The organism is Haloactinomyces albus (assembly GCF_031458135.1).
GTDB lineage: Bacteria > Actinomycetota > Actinomycetes > Mycobacteriales > Pseudonocardiaceae > Haloactinomyces > Haloactinomyces albus.
Window position 1 is genome coordinate 3,771,356 of the sequence record NZ_JAVDXW010000001.1, and the last position, 20,010, is coordinate 3,791,365.

At 66.5% G+C, this 20,010-nt stretch carries 20 protein-coding genes; 13 read left to right on the forward strand and 7 right to left on the reverse strand.

Going from position 1 to position 20,010, the window contains the following annotated elements:
- Positions 1–2: 2 nt before the first annotated feature.
- The 3 genes from JOF55_RS18025 to JOF55_RS18035 all read left to right on the forward strand — a co-directional run bounded on the left by JOF55_RS18025 (position 3) and on the right by JOF55_RS18035 (position 2,241).
- The gene (locus tag JOF55_RS18025) at positions 3–374 is read left to right on the forward strand and encodes a DUF742 domain-containing protein (RefSeq protein ID WP_310275764.1); all 372 of its coding nucleotides are present in this window, start codon (positions 3–5) and stop codon (positions 372–374) included.
- The gene (locus JOF55_RS18030; RefSeq protein ID WP_374727308.1) at positions 349–945 is read left to right on the forward strand and encodes a GTP-binding protein; all 597 of its coding nucleotides are present in this window, start codon (positions 349–351) and stop codon (positions 943–945) included. Before JOF55_RS18025 ends, JOF55_RS18030 begins: the two co-directional genes overlap by 26 nt.
- Before the next feature lie 66 nt (positions 946–1,011).
- A complete protein-coding gene (locus tag JOF55_RS18035; RefSeq protein ID WP_310275766.1) occupies positions 1,012–2,241 on the forward strand; it encodes a styrene monooxygenase/indole monooxygenase family protein in 1,230 nt (409 codons plus the stop codon).
- A gap of 145 nt (positions 2,242–2,386) precedes the next feature.
- Here JOF55_RS18035 and JOF55_RS18040 read toward each other — a convergent pair whose 3' ends face one another.
- Positions 2,387–3,268 carry a PAC2 family protein gene (locus tag JOF55_RS18040; RefSeq protein WP_310275768.1) on the reverse strand — a complete coding sequence of 294 codons (882 nt, stop codon included), beginning with the start codon at positions 3,266–3,268 and terminating at the stop codon, positions 2,387–2,389.
- 329 nt (positions 3,269–3,597) lie between these two features.
- Between JOF55_RS18040 and JOF55_RS18045 the strand changes: the two genes are divergently transcribed.
- The 5 genes from JOF55_RS18045 to JOF55_RS18065 all read left to right on the forward strand — a co-directional run bounded on the left by JOF55_RS18045 (position 3,598) and on the right by JOF55_RS18065 (position 6,620).
- Positions 3,598–4,359 carry an HAD family hydrolase gene (locus tag JOF55_RS18045; protein WP_310275769.1) on the forward strand — a complete coding sequence of 254 codons (762 nt, stop codon included), beginning with the start codon at positions 3,598–3,600 and terminating at the stop codon, positions 4,357–4,359.
- Positions 4,338–4,619, forward strand: a complete 282-nt coding sequence (locus JOF55_RS18050; protein WP_310275770.1) for a phosphoribosyl-ATP diphosphatase — start codon at positions 4,338–4,340, stop codon at positions 4,617–4,619. Before JOF55_RS18045 ends, JOF55_RS18050 begins: the two co-directional genes overlap by 22 nt.
- Before the next feature lie 33 nt (positions 4,620–4,652).
- Positions 4,653–5,552: an ATP phosphoribosyltransferase gene (hisG, locus tag JOF55_RS18055; protein ID WP_310275771.1), complete on the forward strand. Its 900-nt coding sequence runs from the start codon at positions 4,653–4,655 to the stop codon at positions 5,550–5,552.
- Between the two features lie 5 nt (positions 5,553–5,557).
- Complete coding sequence (locus tag JOF55_RS18060) at positions 5,558–5,695, forward strand: hypothetical protein (RefSeq protein ID WP_310275772.1); 138 nt, start codon at positions 5,558–5,560, stop codon at positions 5,693–5,695.
- A 76-nt stretch (positions 5,696–5,771) separates the two neighbouring features.
- Positions 5,772–6,620, forward strand: coding sequence for a VOC family protein (locus JOF55_RS18065; RefSeq protein ID WP_310275773.1), 849 nt, complete (start codon positions 5,772–5,774; stop codon positions 6,618–6,620).
- Between the two features lie 175 nt (positions 6,621–6,795).
- On the opposite strand, the gene JOF55_RS18070 is transcribed toward JOF55_RS18065, so the two are convergent.
- Positions 6,796–7,587 carry a thioesterase family protein gene (locus JOF55_RS18070; RefSeq protein ID WP_310275774.1) on the reverse strand — a complete coding sequence of 264 codons (792 nt, stop codon included), beginning with the start codon at positions 7,585–7,587 and terminating at the stop codon, positions 6,796–6,798.
- A gap of 89 nt (positions 7,588–7,676) precedes the next feature.
- Positions 7,677–8,558: a RecB family exonuclease gene (locus JOF55_RS18075; RefSeq protein WP_310275775.1), complete on the reverse strand. Its 882-nt coding sequence runs from the start codon at positions 8,556–8,558 to the stop codon at positions 7,677–7,679.
- A gap of 120 nt (positions 8,559–8,678) precedes the next feature.
- On the opposite strand from JOF55_RS18075, the gene JOF55_RS18080 reads away from it, so the two are divergent.
- A complete protein-coding gene (locus tag JOF55_RS18080; protein ID WP_310275776.1) occupies positions 8,679–9,812 on the forward strand; it encodes a site-2 protease family protein in 1,134 nt (377 codons plus the stop codon).
- A 100-nt stretch (positions 9,813–9,912) separates the two neighbouring features.
- Entirely contained in the window at positions 9,913–10,743 is an 831-nt protein-coding gene (locus tag JOF55_RS18085; protein ID WP_310275777.1) for a tRNA (adenine-N1)-methyltransferase, read from the forward strand.
- Between the two features lie 66 nt (positions 10,744–10,809).
- Here JOF55_RS18085 and JOF55_RS18090 read toward each other — a convergent pair whose 3' ends face one another.
- From JOF55_RS18090 to JOF55_RS18100, 3 genes are all read right to left on the reverse strand, one after another.
- A complete protein-coding gene (locus JOF55_RS18090) occupies positions 10,810–12,180 on the reverse strand; it encodes an FAD-binding oxidoreductase (protein WP_310275779.1) in 1,371 nt (456 codons plus the stop codon).
- A 273-nt stretch (positions 12,181–12,453) separates the two neighbouring features.
- Complete coding sequence (locus JOF55_RS18095) at positions 12,454–13,245, reverse strand: hypothetical protein (RefSeq protein WP_310275781.1); 792 nt, start codon at positions 13,243–13,245, stop codon at positions 12,454–12,456.
- Between the two features lie 207 nt (positions 13,246–13,452).
- A complete protein-coding gene (locus JOF55_RS18100; protein WP_310275782.1) occupies positions 13,453–14,148 on the reverse strand; it encodes an Rv0361 family membrane protein in 696 nt (231 codons plus the stop codon).
- Between the two features lie 697 nt (positions 14,149–14,845).
- On the opposite strand from JOF55_RS18100, the gene arc reads away from it, so the two are divergent.
- Positions 14,846–16,639, forward strand: coding sequence for a proteasome ATPase (gene arc, locus JOF55_RS18105; RefSeq protein ID WP_310275783.1), 1,794 nt, complete (start codon positions 14,846–14,848; stop codon positions 16,637–16,639).
- Positions 16,640–16,782: 143 nt separating this feature from the next.
- Positions 16,783–17,751 carry an aldo/keto reductase gene (locus JOF55_RS18110; RefSeq protein WP_310275784.1) on the forward strand — a complete coding sequence of 323 codons (969 nt, stop codon included), beginning with the start codon at positions 16,783–16,785 and terminating at the stop codon, positions 17,749–17,751.
- Between the two features lie 51 nt (positions 17,752–17,802).
- Here JOF55_RS18110 and JOF55_RS18115 read toward each other — a convergent pair whose 3' ends face one another.
- Complete coding sequence (locus tag JOF55_RS18115; protein ID WP_310275786.1) at positions 17,803–18,306, reverse strand: NUDIX hydrolase; 504 nt, start codon at positions 18,304–18,306, stop codon at positions 17,803–17,805.
- A 144-nt stretch (positions 18,307–18,450) separates the two neighbouring features.
- Between JOF55_RS18115 and dop the strand changes: the two genes are divergently transcribed.
- Complete coding sequence (gene dop / locus JOF55_RS18120) at positions 18,451–19,950, forward strand: depupylase/deamidase Dop (RefSeq protein WP_374727545.1); 1,500 nt, start codon at positions 18,451–18,453, stop codon at positions 19,948–19,950.
- Positions 19,951–20,010: the final 60 nt, after the last annotated feature.

Here is a 20,010-nt window from a genome sequence, read left to right on the forward strand (position 1 = left end):
GCATGGTCTCTCAGCCGCAGACCCACCCGGACACTCGCAGTAGCCGGGTACGTCCCTACACCCTCACCGGAGGTCGTACTCGGACGCGCCACCAGCTTCTGGTCGAGACGATGATCTCGGTTCCGGACTACGACGCCGAGTTCGCCGAGACGCTCATGCCCGAGTCGCTTTCGGTCTACGAGCTGGCGCGTACCCCGATCTCGCTGGCCGAACTGTCGGCATCGTTGGTGATCCCACTGGGAGTGATTCGGGTACTGGTCGGTGACCTGGCTGCGGACGGGGCCGTCTTCATTCACCCGACCGGACATTCCTACCAATACGATCACACCATCCTCGAGAGGATTCTCGATGGGCTCAACCAGATCTCCGCGTGATCCCGCCGAGTTGATGCTCTCGGCGAAGATCGTCGTCGCGGGCGGATTCGGTGTCGGCAAGACCACCTTCGTCTCCTCGGTCTCGGAGATCCCGCCGATGAACAGCGAGGCGTGGATGACGGAGGCCAGTGAAGGCATCGACGAGATCGATCCCGCCGCCGAGAAGACGACCACCACGGTTGCCATGGATTTCGGGCGCATCGAGTTGCACCCCGACCTCATGCTCTACCTGTTCGGCACGCCGGGCCAATCACGTTTCTGGTTCCTGTGGGACGATCTTTCCCGTGGCGCACTCGGTGCGATCGTGCTGGTGGACACTCGCCGCCTGCAGGAATCCTTCGCGGCGATCAACTACTTCGAACACGACTCGGACGTCCCGTTCGTCGTCGCGCTGAACCTGTTCGACGGAGAACTCACCCACGATCTCGCGGAGGTGCGGGAAGCACTGGCGCTCGGGCCGGACACCCCGCTGGTGACCTGCGACGCACGTGACTCCATATCCACTGTGGACGCTCTGCGTGCGCTGGTCACCCACACGATGCGGTTGAACGTGACGCACGGCGCCGTCTGATCCTCACCCCGAACCACACGAGCGATTCGCATGACCGGCATCAGCAACAACGGAAGGTAGCCACGGATGCGCAAAATCCTCATCATCGGTGCAGGGCAGGCAGGCCTACAACTCGGCTTGAGTCTGCTGGAGCACGACTATGACGTGACGGTGATGTCCGCGCGTACCTCCGAGGAGATCCGCGGTGGCCGGGTCATGTCCACCCAGGCGATGTTCCACACCGCGCTGCAGCACGAGCGGGATCACGAGTTGAACCTGTGGGAGGAGCAGGCGCCCGGTATCGACGGCCTCGGTGTGTCGTTGGCCGGTCCGGACGGTTCGCGTGCCCTGGACTGGGTGGGACGGTTGGACAACCGTGCCCAGTCGGTCGACCAGCGCATCAAGATGGCCGGATGGCTGGAGTTGTTCGAGGACCGTGGCGGAAAGGTCGTTTTCCACGGTGTCACCACCTCCGACCTGGACGCGCTGACCCGCCATTACGAACTCGTCCTGGTGGCCGCGGGTAAGGGCGAGCTGGTTCAGCTCTTCCACCGGAATCCGGATCGTTCGCCCTACACCAGTCCACAGCGGGCGCTGTCGGTGTCCTACGTGCATGGTGGGGGGCGGCGGCCGGAGCACCCCGACATGGATGCGGTCCGGTTCAATGCGGTCCCCGGGGTCGGTGAGTTGTTCGTCATCCCCGGTTTGACGTTGAGCGGCCCCTGCGAGATCCCGTTCTTCGAGGGGATTCCCGGCGGGCCGCTGGACTGCTGGTCGGACCGGCCGGGCCCGGCCGAGCACTGGAACCGGATGCGCGAGCTCATGCGGCAGTACTTTCCGTGGGAGTACGAGCGCTTCAAGAGCGCGGACCTGACCGATTCGCAGGCGACCCTGGCAGGCGGCTACACCCCCGTCGTGCGGCACCCGGTCGGCACGCTGCCTTCCGGCGGAACCGTCCTGGGGATGGCGGATGTCGTCGTCGCCAACGATCCGATCACCGGCCAGGGCTCGAACAATGCCAGCAAATGCGCGGCGTCCTATCTGGACAGTATTCTCGAACGCGGTGATCAGCCCTTCGATCCGCAGTGGATGGCGGACACCTTCGAGCGGTACTGGTCGCTCGCCGATCCCGTCACCCGGTGGACCAACGCCATGCTGCAACCGCCGCCGGAACACGTGATGAACCTCTTCGGGGCCGCCCAGGAGAACGAGGCCATTCGCAACCGCTTCGTCAACGGCTTCGACAACCCCGCCGACTTCGACAACTGGTTCCTCGATCCCGTGGGGGCCGAGGAATACCTCACGCAGGTGAACTGACCGAGCATCGACCGACCGGGTAGTGGTGGCCCGGCGAACAGGGCTGTGCCGGTTCTCGGCGAAACTGCGCGCCCTGCGCCCGGGGAGTGGGGTTGAATTTTCGGGAAAACTTCAACCCCCCACAGGTCAACCGGACATCGCGTGACTAGCCGGGGCCGGGAGCGGGACCCTTGCCCCCGCTCCCGCCGGGGCCCCGCCGTCGCAGGTAACGCTCGAAATCCGCCGCGATGGCGTCCCCGCTCGTTTCGGTGAGCGTGTTCTCGGCGTCGCCGCGTTCCTCCAGCGCCCGCACGTAGTTACGGACGTCCTCGTCCTCTTCCGCCATCTCGCTGACGGTGTTCTCCCACTCCTCGGCCTGTTCGGGCAGGTTGCTCAGCGGCACCTCCATGTCGAGTGTTTCCTCGACCCGGTGCAGCAGTGCCAGGGTGGCCTTGGGCGACGGTGGCTGTGACACGTAGTGCGGGACGGCCGCCCAGAACGAGATCGCGGGAATCCCGGCTTGCACGCACGCGTCCTGGAAGATGCCCACAATCCCGGTCGGGCCCTCGTATCGGGATCGTTCCAGTCCGAAGCGCTCCGCCGACTCGGCGTCATAGGCGCTGCCGGTGACGGGAACCGGGCGGGTGTGCGGAGCGTCGGCCAGCAGGGCGCCGAGCGTGACGACGGTGTGCGCGCCTGCGCGCTCGATCAGCGAGAGCAACTCCGAGCAGAACGCGCGCCAGCGCATGTTCGGCTCGATTCCGTGCACCAGGACGACATCGTGGTCCGACCCGGGCGGCCTGCACACCGACAACCGCGTGGTCGGCCACGTCACCTGGCGAGTGACACCCTCCACCAGGCGCACTGTCGGGCGGGACACCTGGAAGTCGTAATACGGGTCCGGATCGATCTCGGTCCAGGAGGTCGCGTCCCAGGTGAGCTGGAGGTGCTCGACCGCAGTGCTGGCCGCGTCGCCGGCGTCGTTCCAGCCCTCGAAAGCCAGGATGACGGTCGGCTCGTTGAGCCTGGACAGGTCTGGCTCACTCACGTCAGTCCTCCGTAGCCAACGAAACGGGATGACTGCGTCGTTGGTGCACGTCCATGGTCCCAGTTCTCGACGCCCGCCACCATGAGCGGGCCGGTCGGCTCGGTCGGCTCCACGGACGAATGTTCGGCAGGGCGCGAGTCACGATCGGTCACCGCGTCAGCGTACGTCGCCGGGGAGATCGACGTCCCCGGTGGCCGTCAGCCGGGATGTCACGAGGACTCGTGGTGGTGGCCACACGGCCGCCTACGAGGCGCGGGGTGCTCGTAGGCTGGGCGGCATGCATGGTGCAGGTGCGTCCTCGTCGAGTCATCGTCATATGAGTCATCGTCATGTTTGAGCCGCACGCGGCTGCCCCCGGCGGAGCGGGGCGGGAATCCGCCGAACTCGGCGCCGTGTTGTTCGACATGGACGGAACGCTGGTCGAATCCGAACAGCTCTGGACGCTGTCGCTGAACGATTATGCGACCCACCGCGGTGGTGCGCTCAGTGCTGCCACCCGTGAGCTGCTGGTCGGTTCGAACATGCACCGCTCCATGGAGCTGTTGCTGACCGACCTCGGGTTACCCGCGGAAGCCGCGGATGTCGCCGTGGCCGCGGAGTGGGTCGAGCGGCGCACCGCCGAACTGTTCCGGCAGGGGCTGTCCTGGCGTCCCGGAGCGCACCGGCTGCTGCACGGCGTTCGCGCCCGCGGAATCCCCACGGCACTGGTCACCTCCACTTTCCGCTCACTGACCGAGATCGCCATGGGAACCCTCGGCCGGGACACGTTCGCGGTCACGGTGTGCGGCGACGAGGTCGGTGGCCGCAACAAACCGGACCCGGAACCGTACCTGCAAGCATGCCGAACGCTCGGTGTCGACCCGGCCCGATGCGTGGCGCTCGAGGACTCGCCGACCGGGGTGGCTGCCGCGGTTTCCGCGGGCTGTACGGTCATCGGCGTGCCGTGCGAGGTGCCCCTGGAGCCGGGGGAGGGGCGATTCCTGTACGACTCCCTGGAGGCACTCGACGCCGACTCGCTCGCCGAGCTGCTCGCCGCACCCCGCCCACCCTCGGTGCCCTGGGGCACGGGATGCAAGGATCGTGCATCGTGAAGACCTTCGACGAGCTGTTCACCGAACTGCAGGAGCGAGCCCGGTCCCGGCCCGAAGGGTCGTCGACGGTATCCGCACTCGATGCGGGGATCCATGCTCAGGGCAAGAAGGTCCTCGAAGAGGCGGGTGAGGTGTGGATCGCCGCCGAGTACGAATCCGACGAGCAGTTGGCCGAGGAAGCCTCACAACTCCTCTATCGCCTCCAGGTCATCCTGCTGGCGCGCGGGCTCTCCCCGCACGATGTCTACCGTTACCTGTGAACCCGTTCGCCCTGCGAGAGGAGAACAAGTCCCATGCTGCGTGTGGCAGTGCCCAACAAGGGCACGTTGGCCGGTGCCGCCTCCGAGATGCTCGCGGAAGCCGGTTACCGGCAGCGCCATGAGCAGCGGGACCTGACCGTGCTCGACAGCACCAACGATGTGGAGTTCTTCTTCCTGCGCCCGAAGGACATCTCGATCTACGTCGGCTCCGGCGAGCTCGATCTCGGGATCACCGGCCGTGACCTGGCGCTGGACTCGGGAGCACCGGTAACCGAGCGGCTCTCCCTCGGTTTCGGTGGTTCGACCTTCCGCTATGCGGCGCCGAACGACCGGGAGTGGACCGTCGAGGCGCTGGCGGGCAAGCGGATCGCCACGTCCTATCCACGGCTGGTGGCCGATGACCTCGCCCGATACGGGGTGCAAGCCGAGGTGATCCGGCTCGACGGTGCGGTCGAGATCTCGATCCAGCTGGGTGTGGCCGATGCGATCGCCGATGTGGTCGGTTCCGGTCGCACGCTGCGCCAGCACGGCTTGATCGCCTTCGGTGATTCGATCTGCACCTCCGAGGCCGTGGTGGTCGAACGCGCCGGTTCGGACGACGACGTCACCCGGGACGGGCAGGACGGGAACGGGCAGGACGGAGACGAGCAGGACGAGCAGGCCAAGGCCCAACTGGTCGCGCGTCTGCAGGGGGTCGTGTTCGCCCAGCAGTACGTGATGCTGGACTACAACTGCCCCCGTGAACTGCTCGACGAGGCGATGCGGATGACTCCCGGTCTGGAGTCGCCGACGATGGCTCCGTTGGCCGACGAACGCTGGGTGGCCGTGCGTGCGATGGTCTCCCGCAAGGCCGCGCCTGCGATCATGGACAGGCTTGCGGCGTTCGGGGCGAAGGCGATCCTGTCCTCCGATATCCGCGCCTGCCGCCTCTGACCGACTTGTCCGTCAAGCGCCGCCGTGCCGGAGTGGTCGGGATCTCGGGGACACCGAGCGGTCTCGGCCCGGTCGTTTTTCGCGAACAGGACATATCCGGCCACGGCCGCGAGGTCGGCGCAGGCAGGGTGATCGAATCGTGATCGGAGTCGGCCTGTTTCGCCGCTGAACGGCGCATAATGGGCACGAATACGATCTTGAAGGCTGATCGGGGGAAGCATGCGTGTCGTAGAGCCGGGATCGTCGCCGCCCCGGTGGGAGTTGTACGCGGGGATGCCCTGCTGGATCGAACTGGTCACGACCGATCCCGACCGTGCGTGCGAGTTCTATGCGGGCCTGTTCGGCTGGACCTACGAGGTTCACCGTGATCACCGGGCCGGTGATCACGTCATCGCCTTCCGCGAGGGATTCCCGGTCGCGAGTATCCGCACGGCTGCGCACGGGCCGAGCGAGTGGCGTCTGTTCCTCGCCACCGCCGACGCCGCCACAGCCGTGGAGCAGGCCGAGCAGCACGGTGCCTCGGTCACGGTGCCGAGCAAGCACGTGGCCGGAGTCGGGACCAAGGTCGTGCTCAACGGGCCGTCCGAGGCCGACTTCGGACTCCTCCAGCCCGAGGCGTCCTGGCAGTTCGACGTGGGGCTGCCGGGCACCCTCATGTGGGCGGAACTGGTGACCATCAAGGCGCAGACCGCGGACCTGTTCTTCCACGGCTTGTTCGGCTACACCGCCGAACAGTTCGGCACCGAGCACAAGTCGGACTACTCCGTGTGGTACCTCGGCGACGAGTCGGTGCTGGCCAGGGTCAGCATGGTTCGGGACCACATCACCACGGGTACCCGGCCGCACTGGTTGCTGTACCTGGGTGCGGACCCGTACCTCGGTACCGAGGAGGTGGTCCGCCAAGCCATCGGTCTCGAGGGCCGGGTCCGGGTCGATCCGTACGACTCCCAGCTCGGCCGTGTCGCCGTGCTCCGTGACCCGACCGGAGCCAGGTTCGCGGTCGTGGACCAGACCCAGGCGCCCGGTGACTACGGCAGTGCGGCCAATTACGACCCTTACGGGGATTGAGGCCGCAGGGCCTGTCCGGCTGATCCTGCCTCTGGGTGGGGGTGGTCAATTTCTCGAGAAATTGACCACCCCCACCGCACCTGATCCACCAGACGGGACCTCGGGCGCTGTGTGAGGTTTCGTGCGGCGTTGCCGACCTCCGCCAATGCCCGGGCCGAAGTTTTCCCGGAAACCGCTACTTCGGGGCGAGGAGCAGGGACTGCGCCGAACGCCCCACCGGGCCCGTCGTGTCGTGCAGGGCACTGTGCGCGAGCCCGGCCCCGTCCGGGCCGAGAGCCATCCGTGCGTCCAGCCCGATCCACTCACCTCGCGGCTCGCGGGAGAGATGCACCGTCAGGTCGGTGTTGGCGAACACCCATTCGTGGAAGGGGAGCCTGCTGGAAACACCGCTCGAGCAGTCGGCGACGGCGAACAGGCGTTGCAACGCCGTAGGCTCCTCACCGCCGAGCAACGGCATCTTCGGCCGTGCCCACACCCGTGCATGGCCGTTTCCGAGCATCGCCTCGTCGGCGATGCGCCATTCCAGCGCGCTCGCGTAGCCACCGGTCCAACCTTCGGGTATCGGCATCGGCGCCCAGTCCTCCGGTGGATCGAGGTGCTCGGTGTCGTCGGCCGCGACCGCCGCGGTGTCGGTCCGCACCATCCGCCACGCCCGTGCCGTGGCGGCGACACGATCACCTGCGGACAACTCGGCCACCGCGAGTTCGACGGAACGGCCCCGGCGGACAACCTCGGTGCGTATCCGCAGCTCATCCACCGGCACCGGCCCGAGGACATCCACGCTCACTCGACGGATCGGCATCTCCGCTCGGGGAGTGTTCCGCTCCAGCTCCCGAACCAGCAGTGCCGAGACCGGGCCGAGGTGCTGAGCCTTGTCCGACCAGGGGCCGACCGTGTGCTCGGTGGCGCGGTATCGGCCGCCGCCGAGCGGTTCGTAGAAGACTTTGCCGGAATCGGACACGTTCATGGCACTCCTCATGCTTCGACGGCGGGTCACCGAGCAGGGGCGATCGAGCGGGGTTATCGGGGCGGGGACGGGACACAGGCGGGCGAGGTTCAATCGGTGCGGTCCAGCATGCTCTCGGTGCCCGGGTCCGGTTCCGGCCACCCCGGATAGGGCGGGGGAGTTCCCCCGTGTGCGGGGCACAGCGGCTTGTGGTCGCAGTAGTTGCACAGCTTCGACGGGTTCGGGCGGAAATCGCCGGTGCGCCCTGCCCGCAGGATGGCCTGCCATATCGCATCCAGTGTGCGCTCGAATCGCCGTAGTTCGGCCTCGTCCGGCGTATAGGCCAGCGACTGCTTGTCGGCCAGGTACATCAGCAGCAGCCTGCGCGGCAGTTCACCGCGGGTTCGCCACAGCACCAGCGCGTAGAACTTCATCTGGAACAGGGCCTTGGCCTCGCCGACCTCGCGAGGAGCCGCTCCCGTCTTGTAGTCGACCAGTCGGATCTCGCCGGTGGGAGCGACGTCGACCCGATCGATGAATCCGCGTAGCAGGACACCGCTGTCGAGTTCGGTTTCGACCCTCAGCTCGCATGCCTCGGGCTCCAGGCGGCGGGGATCCTCCAGCTCGAAGTAGGACTCCAGCAGGGTGCTCGCCGACTCCAGCCAGCTCGCCAACTCGGGGTCATCGGGGCCGTCGAACAGCGCCTCCAGCTCCGGCTGCTGCGCGAGCAACTCCTCCCAAGCGGGGGAGACCAACTCCCTCGCGTGTGCCGGGTCGCGTTCGGAGACGGGGAGGGCGAACAATCGCTCGAGCGCCGAATGGACGACCGTCCCGCGCGCCTGAGCCCGCGTCGGTGCCTCCGGCAGCCGGTCCACGGCACGGAAGCGATACAGCAGCGGACACTGCTTGAAATCACTTGCCCGCGACGGCGACAGAGCCTGCCTGCGCCGGGCACTGCCGCTGGTCGTGTCTGTGGATGCCGTGTCGGTCATGGTTCCAGCACCCTAGAGGAACAGCTCCGAGAGCTCTCGGAGGTGGTTGCGCCGACCGCCGTCGGGATGGCGCCTTGGTGGGTTACGGACGGGCTGTGCAAGGCGTTCTACGCTGCCAGCATGTCCACCACGTCAGGCAACGGTCGAACCGGTTTACCCGAGGGAGGGTTGCTGCTCGGCCGTGTCGCGGGCGTTCCCGTGCTGCTGTCACCATCGTGGTGGCTGGGTGCCGCATTGATCGTCCTGCTCTACACTCCCATGGTCGGCCGGTTCCTGCCGCACACGGGAGTGTGGACCAGCGCCGTGATCGCCGCGACGTTCACCGTGCTCTTGGCTGCCTCGGTCCTGTTGCACGAGCTCGGGCACTGTCTCGTGGCACTGCGGCTCGGGCTGCCCGTGCGCCGCGTACGACTGTTCCTGCTGGGCGGGATTTCGGAAATTTCCCGGACCCCGCGGAAACCTCGGCAGGACGCGCTGATCGCCGGAGCCGGTCCGGTTGTTTCGCTGGTGCTCGCGGCCGTCACCGGCCTGGGCTGGCTGGCGCTGAATCCAGTGGGGGCGATCTGGCTGCTGGTGGCGCAAACATGTGTGGCCAACTTCGCGGTCGGTGTGTTCAACCTGCTGCCCGGTCTGCCACTCGACGGTGGTCGAATGCTCCGTGCGCTGACCTGGGCGATTACCGGGCGGCGGCATTCGGGCACGACCGCCGGTGTGGCCGGTGCCGCCGTGGTCGCGGCCGGACTGTCGGCCTGGGCCATCGCCGGTCTGCTCGGTGACGCGCGGGGGCAGTGGCTCCGGCTCGGTGTGTGCGTCCTGATGGCCTGGTTCGTGGTCGCCGGTGCCGGTGCCGAGTATGCCGCCGAACGACGTCGGCACTGGCCGGAAGGGTTGCAGCTGCGGGATCTGGTGCGTCCCGTTCTGCAGTTGCCCGCGGAAAGCCCGGTGCGCGATGCGTTGACGGCTGCGGCGGGTCGGGGAGTGGTGCTGGTGCGCGCGGACGGAGTCGCGGTCGGGCTGCTCGATCAGGGTGCCGCCGAGCGGCTGGTCGCCTGTGCCCCGCAGGAGCCCGCCGAACATGCCGCCGAACCGGTCACCCCGGAGAACATTCTGCTGGACAGTGAGTCCGCCGATGCGATCTTCGACCGGGTGCACAATGTCCTGGCTCGGCAGTTCCTCGTGGTGGACGACGAGGGGCGGCCCAGTGGTGTGCTCCGCCGTGAGGAACTGCGCAGCGCCACGGGTTCCGGATCGTAGGGGACGGTCGAGCCGCCGTCGGCGTGCCGGAACCTTCTGGGACGATGATGCGCTGTGCCCTCGTCGGTGGGCGAAAACTTTCGCAGGAGGTTCCGAACACGTGAGCACCGTCAGTGGTGAGTTCCGGCCGGGTGACCGGGTCCAGTTGACCGATCCGAAGGGGCGGCGCTACACGATCGTTCTCAGTTCCGGTGGTGAGTACCACACGCATCGTGGTGTGCTGCCGCATGACCGGATCATCGGGCTGCCGGAGGGTTCCGTGGTCACTTCGGCAGGGGGGACGTCCTTCCTCGCGGTGCGCCCGTTGTTGGCCGACTACGTGCTGTCGATGCCGCGAGGCGCACAGGTCATCTACCCGAAGGACGCCGCCCAGATCCTGATGTGGGGCGATATCCGGCCCGGCGCGCGCGTTCTCGAAGCGGGTGCGGGATCCGGGGCGCTGACCTGCTCACTGCTGCGCGCGGTCGGCGACGAGGGCAGCGTCACCTCCTGCGAGGTGCGGGCCGATCACGCCGAGCACGCCGAGCGCAACGTGGAACGGTTCTTCGGTGCGAAACCGGACAACTGGACCCTGCAGGTGGCCGACCTCAACGACTACGCGGGTGGACAGGTCGACCGGGTCGTGCTCGACATGCTCTCGCCCTGGGACGCGTTGGATACCGTGTACCGGAATCTGGTGCCGGGCGGGGTGCTGGTCGTCTATGTGGCCACGACGACGCAGTTGTCCCGGGTGACCGAGGCGCTGCGTGAGCAGCAGTCCTGGACCGAGCCGCAGTCCTGGGAGACGCTGCTGCGCCCTTGGCACTCCGTGGGCATGGCTGTGCGACCCGAACACCGAATGGTTGCCCACACTGCTTTTCTGCTGGTCACGCGCCGCCTCGCCGAGGGTGTCACGCCCCCGAAACCCCAGCGGCGTTCCGGCAAGGGCTGAGACGGCCGCGAGACCGAGAGCTGACCACCGGGTGCGGCCGGGCGGGCTCGCCGCCCGGCTCCGCTGTCAAGGCTGAATGTTCTGGTTCAGGTGGAACAGGTTGTCCGGGTCGTGGGTTCGTTTGACCTCGACCAGACGTTCGTAATTCTCCCCGTAGTTGGACTTGATCCGATCCTGGTCGTCGCCTGCCATGAAATTGATGTAGCCCCCTTCCCGGGAATGCGGGGCGGTGGCCGCGTAGTAGTCCCGGACCCACGAGATGTTCGCTTCGTTGTCGGCGGGATCGGGCCACATTCCGGCGATCACGGTCGCGAAGTTCGCGTCCCGGTAGGCGAAGGCCGTGGCCTTCGGTGAGACGCGGTGGCAGGCGCCGTTGATCGGGTAGATGTGCATCGTGGAGTTGAGTGCGGGCACCTTCGGTCCGTACCGCAGGTGGGCCTCGATCACCTCGTCGCTGAGCTCGGTGACGAAGTTGGCCTTCCAGTAGTGCTGCAGCCCCGGCGGTACCAGTGCATCGAAGGCGCTGTTGAGCTGGGGATACGGCATCGGACCGACGTGCTCGGCGACCACCGGTGCCACGTCGCGCAAGGGCTGGACGGCGTGCGGCCCCTCCTCGGGAGGACCCGACCAGCACGCCACGATCGCGACCAGCGGATCACCGTGGCGGTTCTGCGGGATGAACGGCAGCGGCGGTGCGATCTGGAATGCGGGAAATCCGCCGAGTTCCTCGGGCGCATTGGCGATGAAGTCACGGAAGAAGCGCAGAACGGTGTCGGCCTGGTCCAGATCGAAGAAGATCGGGCCACCGTAGATGTCCCGCACCGGTGCCAGCCGGAACTCGAACGAGGTCACCACCCCGAAGTTGCCCCCGCCGCCGCGCAGAGCCCAGAAGAGATCCTCGTTCTCCCGGTCGTCGGCGCGGAGCAACTGCCCGTCCGCGGTCACGACATCGGCGGAGACCAGATTGTCGCAGGACAGACCGAGGCCGCGAGCCAGATACCCGATGCCGCCGCCCAGGGTCAGACCACCGACGCCGGTCGTGGAGATGATGCCGCCGGTCGTGGCCAGCCCGAAGGGATGGGTGGCGGCATTGAAATCGCCCCAAGTGGCTCCTCCCTCGGCGCGTGCCGTCCGGCCACCGGGATCGACGCGCACGCCCCGCATCCCGGACAGGTCGAGAACGACACCGTCGTCGCAGGTCCCGAATCCGGGAACGCTGTGCCCGCCGCCACGGACGGCGAGGTCGAGCTGGTTCTCGCGCGCGAAGTCGACCGCGGCCATGGCGTCGCCTGCGTTGGCACATCGCACGACCGCGCGAGGAAATCGGTCGATCATGGCGTTGTGGACCGTGCGGGCCTCGTCGTAGCCCGGATCGATGGGACTGATGACGGCGCCGCGCACGCGCTCCCGCAAGTCTTCGATCGTGGTTGTGGTCATGGCTGTTCGTCCCTGTGGTGGGTTGTCCCTGTGCTGGTCGGGTCTCGCTCGACTCGATGTCGCCGTACGCGTGATTCCGCGGGCGTTGCCGTCGCGGTGTCACCCGAGCAGAATGCAACCCACTCTTCTCCCCGGTCAGGGACCGATGTTCCACTCCTCGGTGCGCTGCCGAGTGGTCCATCCCCTTGCGAGCTCCTTGGTGTCGCTCGTCGTCGGGCGGTATCGGCCGATCGCCCCGAAGGACTCGAGGCGATCCCGGCGCTTGCGAGGCCGTTACAGAGGGCCGTTCCCGGAAGACCCGCACATCTTCCACTGGCCGTCTTCGACGACCATGTTGAACGTGGTGTTCATGGACTGGCTCTGGTTGATGGACTGTCCCATGTATTCCAAGTCGAAAGTCATTTCCCCCTTCATCGTGGCCGTGGCCGTGCTGTCGCCGTGATCGGTCACCTTCCCCAGTCTGAAATCGAACTTCATGCTGTCGAGGGCCATCTCGGCGAGTGCGGGGGGCATTCCCTGCTCCGCCGCCATGGTTTCTGCCAGGTTTCCCTGCGAGATCTTCTTGAAGTCCTCCTGTTTTTGGACTTTCTCGCAGACCACGCTCGGGAGTTTGGAGAATTCTTTGTTCTCGAAGTGGTTGACGAACTCCTGAGCCACGGGGCGGGGACTGCCGGGGCCACCGGTGAAGACGAGGGCGAGAGTGACGATCAGACCGATGACGACGACACCACCGCCGACGCCGATGCCGATGAAAAGCCCCTTCTTGCTCTTCTTCGGTGGTTGCCCGCCGAAGCCGGGTTGTTGACCCCATCCCGGCTGGGACTGCCCGTCCCAGCCGGGATGGGGGGAGGTTTGCGGATATTGACCGCCCGGCTGCCGGCCCCAGGTGGGTTGCTGTTGCGGTCCGCTCGGTGGGTACTGCTGCCCTCCCGGCTGTTGCCCGTAGCCGCCGTAGCCCGGCTGCTGGGGTCCGCTCGGTGGGTACTGTCCGCCGGGTTGCTGCCCCCAGCCCGGCTGCTGGCCGTAGGGGTTGCCCTGGCCGGGCTGCTGCGGTGGATAGGTCACGAGAGGTTTCCTCCTGATCGTCGTCCATGAGCACAGGCAGGGAGCGGCCTCGCCGCCGTGTTTCCGGAAGTGCTTCACGGATCTGCTGTCTGCTGTTTTCCGATCGACCGTGCATTTTGCCGTCCGGCCGGTGGATCGGGACGTACTGCTCGCAGCGCGGGTTTCACACCTGCGTCGCGTCCGGATGCACGAGAGCCGATCGCCACATCACATCTGATCGAGCTGTGCCTCCAGGCCGAGACCTTCGCAAACCTTCCAGTCACCGTTTTCCCGGATGAGCTCGAGACGGAAGGTGAGCGGCTTGTTCTCCTCGGGGTGTGTCAGCTTGAGCGTGAAGTCCCGTGTCTCTCCTGCGGAATCGACCCGGACCGCGGACACTCCGATCCTTCTCAACATTTGGGCGTCGTCCTGATCCAGGCCGTAGGTGAACATGCCGCTGATGAGCTCGTCTCTTTTGTCGAGGGTCTTCCAGCTCTTCTTGCACGTGACCGCTTTGAGGTCGTCGAGCGGAGGTGGTGACAACGGCTGCCGGAACTGCTGCTGGATGCGGTCGGCGAATGTGCTCGCAGTCGCTTCGGCGCCACGGCCTCCGGCGACCGCGAAGTAGATTCCGGTGCCGGCACCGGCGAGGAGCACCACGGCACCGATGACTACCCCGATGAGGAGGCCCGCTCTGTTTTTCTTCGGGGGTTGGGCGAAACCCCCCGGACCCGGTTGCCCGCCGAATCCCGGTTGTTGACCCCAGCCCGGTTGGGATTGGGGCGCGCTCTGCGGGAACCGGCCGCCCGGTTGTTGCCCGTAGCCCGGTTGTTGCCCGTAGCCGGGTGGAGGGCCGTATCCGGGTTGGCCCCAGCCGCCCTGACCGGGTTGTTGCGGTCCGGGCTGCTGCGGTGGATGGGTCACGAGGTCTCCTCCTGAATCGTTGTCCGCATGCGCAGGCGGACCCCGGCTCGTCGCCGTGCTCCTGGGGCCGCTTCCCGTGCCTGCTGCCTGCCCTCGGCTGCGGATTTTCACTCGATCGTGTATTGGGACGTGCCATCCGCTGAGCAGGTTCCCCACCCGCTCCGCTTCGGCGGCACGGCGGCTCAGTAGATCAGAAACCGGTGTCGCGGTGGGCGGAATCGGAGCGATTCGTGCCTGCGGGATCCGGGGCGCCTGCCTGCGGTTGCGGGCGAAGGCGGCCCGAGACGGGTCGCGATCGGTGTGGCCGCCGCGGGAGAAGTGTGGGCGAGTTCACTTCTTACGGCTCCGTCGGCTTCCGCCGGAAGAGTTCCAGATAATGGGAAAGGGTGAGCTCGGTGGCCATGAAAAAAAGAACACCCGAATGCCGATGTGTCTACGCGCAGTAAGTGAGATACGGGGCTTTCGGTCTCGTGGAACCGGTGTCGAACTGTGTCGTATACCGTATGTGCATATCGAACGGAGCAACGGCGAAACACAACGTGTCCACGTTGTGGTCGACATTGAACTCGGCTCGACGCTTTCCGTAGGTATTTGCGAACTTCTGTGGCAGTCTGGTCTGTCCGGTGCACTTACGACGCCGCGATCGTGGGTGCTCGCCGGTACCGTGGTGGTACGAGCACGGGAGGAGGGTGCCGACATGCAGCACGACCGTCCCGGTAGCCGGCCTGAAGAGGGCGGGCAACAGAGCGGTGGCAGCAGTGCCGAGCTCAACAGCCAGATTCGGGAGCTCGAAGACGAGGTGACCTCGCTTCGCAGCAAGCTCAGCGAATCTCCTCAACAGGTCAGGTTGCTGGAAAAGCGGCTGGCCGAGGCATCCGAGAGAGTGAGTCAGCTCACTGAACGGAACGCCAAACTCACCGAGACCCTGAAAGAAGCGCGGAGTCAACTGACGGCTCTGCGCGAGGAAGTCGACCGGCTCGCCCAGCCCCCGAGCGGGTACGGGGTGTTCCTGAGCCGCTACGAAGACGGCACGGTTGATGTATTCACATCCGGCCGAAAGATGCGGGTCGCCGTATCACCGAACGTGGAAACCGAGAACCTCCAGCTCGGTCAGACAGTGCGCCTCAACGAGGCGTTGACCGTGGTGGAAGAAGGTTCCTTCGAACGGGTGGGCGAGGTCTGCACGTTCCGAGAGCTGCTACCGAGCAGTGAACCGGAGCAGCCGGCTCGGGCACTGATCGCAGGCCACTCCGACGAGGAACGCGTGGTCTGGCTGACCGCGCCGATGGTCGACGCCGGGCTGAAGTCGGGCGACTCCGTGTTGGTCGACAGCAAGGCGGGGTACGCCTACGACACCGTTCCCAAGGCCGAGGTCGAGGATCTCACGCTGGAAGAGGTTCCCGACGTCGACTACCACAGCATCGGTGGTCTGGGGAGTCAGATCGAGGAGATCCGGGACGCGGTGGAACTGCCGTTCCTGCACTCCGATCTGTACGTGCAGTACCAGTTGCGGCCGCCCAAGGGTGTGTTGCTCTACGGGCCTCCCGGGTGCGGTAAGACGCTCATCGCCAAGGCGGTGGCCAACTCGTTGGCCAAGAAGGTCGCCGCGTCCCGGGGTGATGAGGATGGTCAGGCGAAGTCGTACTTCCTGAACATCAAGGGTCCCGAACTGCTCAACAAGTTCGTGGGCGAGACCGAGCGCCATATCCGGTTGATCTTCCAGCGAGCCAGGGAGAAGGCCTCCGAAGGCACACCGGTGATCGTGTTCTTCGACGAGATGGACTCGATCTTCCGGACCCGCGGCAGCGGTGTGTCCTCGGACGTGGAGACGACGATCGTGCCTCAGCTGCTCAGCGAGATCGATGGTGTCGAGGGGTTGGAAAACGTCATCGTCATCGGTGCCTCCAACCGTGAGGACATGATCGATCCCGCGATCCTGCGACCGGGCAGGCTCGACGTGAAGATCAAGATCGAGCGTCCGGACGCGGAGTCGGCCAAGGACATCTTCTCGAAGTACCTCACCAAGGATCTGCCGATCAACGAGGAGGACCTGCGGGAGTTCGGCGGCGACCAGGCCACGACCATGGATGCGATGATCCAGACCACGGTCGAGCGGATGTACGCCGAGACCGACGAGAACCGGTTCCTGGAGGTCACCTACGCCAACGGAGACAAGGAGATCCTGTACTTCAAGGACTTCAACTCCGGTGCGATGATCGAGAACATCGTGGACCGGGCGAAGAAGGCCGCGATCAAGTCGGTGCTCGACACCGGTCAGCCGGGACTGCGGGTGCAGAACCTGCATGATGCGATCATCGACGAGTTCTCCGAGAACGAGGACCTGCCCAACACCACCAACCCGGATGACTGGGCACGGATCTCCGGTAAGAAGGGTGAGCGGATCGTGTACATCCGGACGCTGGTCAGCGGTAAGAACCAGGAGTCCGGCCGAGCGATCGACACGGCCACCAACACCGGTCAGTACCTGTAACGGTCGCCGGAAGGTGCTGACAGCACGAACGGCGGGGCGTCATTTCCGGCAGTGCCATCCTCCGGAGACGGCGCCCCGCCGTCATGTCGCCCCGCCGTCATGTCGACTGTCGGTGACAGCGCCCGGCGGTTACGTTGCCATCGATGGGTGATGCAGCACAGGTGACGCCGGAACGCATCGGGCCGGAACGCATCGGAGTGGGATTGGCCGCGCTGGGGCGGCCCGCTTATATCAACCTGGGGCGCACCGGCGTACTGCCCGGTGATCGGACCGTGCATGCGATGCGCGAGCGCACGGGCGCGGTTCTGGACGCCGCCTATGCGCGCGGGGTGCGCTGGGTCGACACGGCTCGTTCCTACGGCAGCGCCGAACAGTTCCTCTCCGAGTGGTTGCAGCAGCGTGGCCACGAGGACGTGACCGTGTCCAGCAAATGGGGTTATGCCTACGTGGCCGAGTGGCGGGTCGAAACCGAAGTCCACGAGATCAAGGAACATTCCGTCGACCGCCTGCGCATGCAGTGGCCCGCATCCCGGGAACTGCTCGGCGAGCATGTGAAGCTGTATCAGGTGCACTCGCTGACCAGCGACAGCCCACTTCTCGACGACGTCGAGTTGCAGCACGAACTGGCACGGTTGCGCGATTCCGGAGTGCGTCTCGGAGTGTCCACGAGCGGGGCCGCACAGGCCGAGGCGATCGAGTGCGCCCGGGCACTGCGGGTCGGCGGCGAGCAACTGTTCAGTGCCGTGCAGTCGACCTGGAACACCTTGGAACCGTCGGTGGGTCCCGCGTTGCAGCGGGTCCACGATGCCGGTTGGCACGTGCTCGTCAAGGAAACCCTGGCCAATGGTCGTCTCGCGGTGCAGCCCCCGGCCGGGCTGGCCCGGGTCGCACAGCGCCACGGTGTCACTCCGGACACGGTCGCACTCGCCCACGTCCTGGCGCAGCCGTGGGCGGACACGGTACTCATCGGCCCTGCAGGCGTCGAACAGCTCGAGAGCAATCTCGAGGCCTGCTCGGTGCGACTCGACGAGGACGACATCGAGGAGCTCGCGGCACTGGCCGGTGACCCGGCGACGTACTGGGGTGAACGCGCGACTCTGCCCTGGCACTAGAAGAACAGCGCTCGGGTTCACCGGGTGGTTGCTTCGGTCCTTCGATCGCTGTCACGACGCCAGCCACTCTTCGAAGAACTGACGTCCGTCGGGCACGAACGGCCACGACGGGTCGTCGAGCAGAGCGCGCAGTTCGGTGACGGGAATCCACCGGCCGTCGGCGACCTCCTCCGGCTGGTGGATGATCGGGCCGTCCCAGAAGATCTCGTAGAGGAACGCGTGAAACCGCACGGTATCCCGTCGATGACTGGTGCGGAACAGGAAGCGCGGAGCCGCGTCGATGCCGAGTTCCTCCGCGAGCTCGCGGTGCGCGGCCGCATCCGGTGCCTCGCCTGCCAGCACGACACCTCCGGCCCAGCAGTCGTGCAGACCGGGATGGACGTCCTTGGTGTCGGTGCGCCGGTGCACGTACACCGAGTGCCCGTCGAGCGAGCGCACGAGGACCGACGTAGCGGCATGCCAGAGGCCCTCGCGGCGCATTCGTGAGCGTGTGGCGCTGCCGACCGTGCGGCCGAGCGAGTCGTGGATCGCCACACGTTCCTCCTGCACGCTCACACGATGGATTCTCGCACCCGTCTCGTCCACTCGCTGCGTCTCGCCGGACCGGCGCCGGTCTTGCGGCGTATTTCGACCACGGTGCTCGACCGTGTCGACCCTGCCCCGGCACTGAGGGCGGTCGGAACACGTAGGCTGAACGGTATGCGGCGGATCATGGGAACCGAGGTGGAGTACGGGATCGTCGTACCGGGCGATTCGACGGCGAACCCGGTGCTGACCTCCACCCACATCGTGCTCGCTTATGCGGCGGCTGCGGACATTCCCCGGGCACGTCGTGCCCGATGGGATTACGAGGTCGAATCGCCCCTGCGCGATGCACGCGGCTTCGACCTGGGAGCATCCTCCAACCAGACCAACGGTTCGGAGGGCGATGACCTCGGGGCAGCCAACGTCATCCTGACCAACGGCGCACGGCTTTATGTCGACCATGCTCATCCCGAGTACTCGGCGCCCGAGGTGACGAACCCGCGGGATGCCGTGGTCTGGGACAAGGCCGGTGAGCGGGTCATGGAGGAGGCCGCCTTCCGGGCGGCCAGTGTGCCCGGAACGGCACCGATGCAGCTGTACAAGAACAATGTCGACGGCAAGGGCGCCAGCTACGGCACTCACGAGAACTACCTCTGCGCACGCGACACGCCGTTCACGGCGGTGATTTCCGGCTTGACGCCGTTCTTCGCCTCACGGCAGGTCGTCTGCGGCTCCGGCCGGGTCGGGATCGGCCAGGCCGGGGAGAAGCCGGGGTTCCAGCTGTCCCAGCGCTCCGACTACATCGAGGTCGAGGTCGGCCTCGAAACCACGCTCAAGCGCGGCATCATCAACACCCGGGACGAGCCACACGCCGATGCCGACAAGTACCGCAGGCTGCACGTCATCGTCGGTGACGCCAATCTGGCCGAGACCTCCACGTACCTGAAGGTGGGGACCACGGCGCTGATACTCGACATGATCGAGGCCGGGCAGCGTTTCGATGACCTGAAACTCGCCGACCCGGTACAGGCCGTGCATGCGCTCAGCCATGACCCGACATTGCGGCAGACCGTCGAGCTTGCCGACGGTCGTCGTTTCACCGGACTCGACCTGCAGCGTGCCTACCATGAGCGTGCTGCCCGGCATGTCGAGCAGCACGGTGGTGAAGCGATGGCCCGGGACGTACTCGACACCTGGGGCGAGGTGCTCGATCTGCTCGGCGGTGATCCGATGGACTGCGCGGACCGGTTGGACTGGCCCGCCAAGCTGCAGTTGCTGGAGAGCTACCGCAGCAGGGACAGCCTGGGCTGGGCCTCACCCCGGTTGCACATGATCGACCTGCAGTACTCCGATGTCCGGATGGGCAAGGGCCTGTACAACCGGCTGGTCGCACGGGGTTCGATGCGGCGGTTGGTCAGTGAGGAGGAGGTGCGTGCTGCGGTGACCGAGCCGCCGGAGGACACCCGGGCCTACTTCCGTGGCCGGTGCCTGGAACGCTATCCGTCCGCCGTGGCCGCCGCCTCGTGGGACTCGGTCATCTTCGATCTCGGCCGGGACTCGTTGGTGCGGATCCCGACGCTGGAGCCCCTGCGGGGCACGCGGGCCCACGTGGGCGAGCTGCTGGAGTCCGCCACGAGTGCCGAGGAACTGGTCGACTCGCTCACCGGTGGATGAGCGTGGGCTGCGGCGCGTTCCATCACCTGAAAAGATCACAGAGATATCCGTTCGGATGTG

Bases quoted from the DNA above. Each gene is read 5' to 3' on its own strand.
- JOF55_RS18025 (WP_310275764.1), top strand. From the start codon at position 3: ATGGTCTCTCAGCCGCAGACCCACCCGGACACTCGCAGTAGCCGGGTA.
- JOF55_RS18030 (WP_374727308.1), top strand. From the start codon at position 349: ATGGGCTCAACCAGATCTCCGCGTGATCCCGCCGAGTTGATGCTCTCG.
- JOF55_RS18035 (WP_310275766.1), top strand. From the start codon at position 1,012: ATGCGCAAAATCCTCATCATCGGTGCAGGGCAGGCAGGCCTACAACTC.
- JOF55_RS18045 (WP_310275769.1), top strand. From the start codon at position 3,598: ATGTTTGAGCCGCACGCGGCTGCCCCCGGCGGAGCGGGGCGGGAATCC.
- JOF55_RS18050 (WP_310275770.1), top strand. From the start codon at position 4,338: ATGCAAGGATCGTGCATCGTGAAGACCTTCGACGAGCTGTTCACCGAA.
- hisG (WP_310275771.1), top strand. From the start codon at position 4,653: ATGCTGCGTGTGGCAGTGCCCAACAAGGGCACGTTGGCCGGTGCCGCC.
- JOF55_RS18065 (WP_310275773.1), top strand. From the start codon at position 5,772: ATGCGTGTCGTAGAGCCGGGATCGTCGCCGCCCCGGTGGGAGTTGTAC.
- JOF55_RS18070 (WP_310275774.1), bottom strand. From the start codon at position 7,587: ATGAACGTGTCCGATTCCGGCAAAGTCTTCTACGAACCGCTCGGCGGC.
- JOF55_RS18075 (WP_310275775.1), bottom strand. From the start codon at position 8,558: ATGACCGACACGGCATCCACAGACACGACCAGCGGCAGTGCCCGGCGC.
- JOF55_RS18080 (WP_310275776.1), top strand. From the start codon at position 8,679: ATGTCCACCACGTCAGGCAACGGTCGAACCGGTTTACCCGAGGGAGGG.
- JOF55_RS18090 (WP_310275779.1), bottom strand. From the start codon at position 12,180: ATGACCACAACCACGATCGAAGACTTGCGGGAGCGCGTGCGCGGCGCC.
- arc (WP_310275783.1), top strand. From the start codon at position 14,846: ATGCAGCACGACCGTCCCGGTAGCCGGCCTGAAGAGGGCGGGCAACAG.
- JOF55_RS18110 (WP_310275784.1), top strand. From the start codon at position 16,783: ATGGGTGATGCAGCACAGGTGACGCCGGAACGCATCGGGCCGGAACGC.
- dop (WP_374727545.1), top strand. From the start codon at position 18,451: ATGCGGCGGATCATGGGAACCGAGGTGGAGTACGGGATCGTCGTACCG.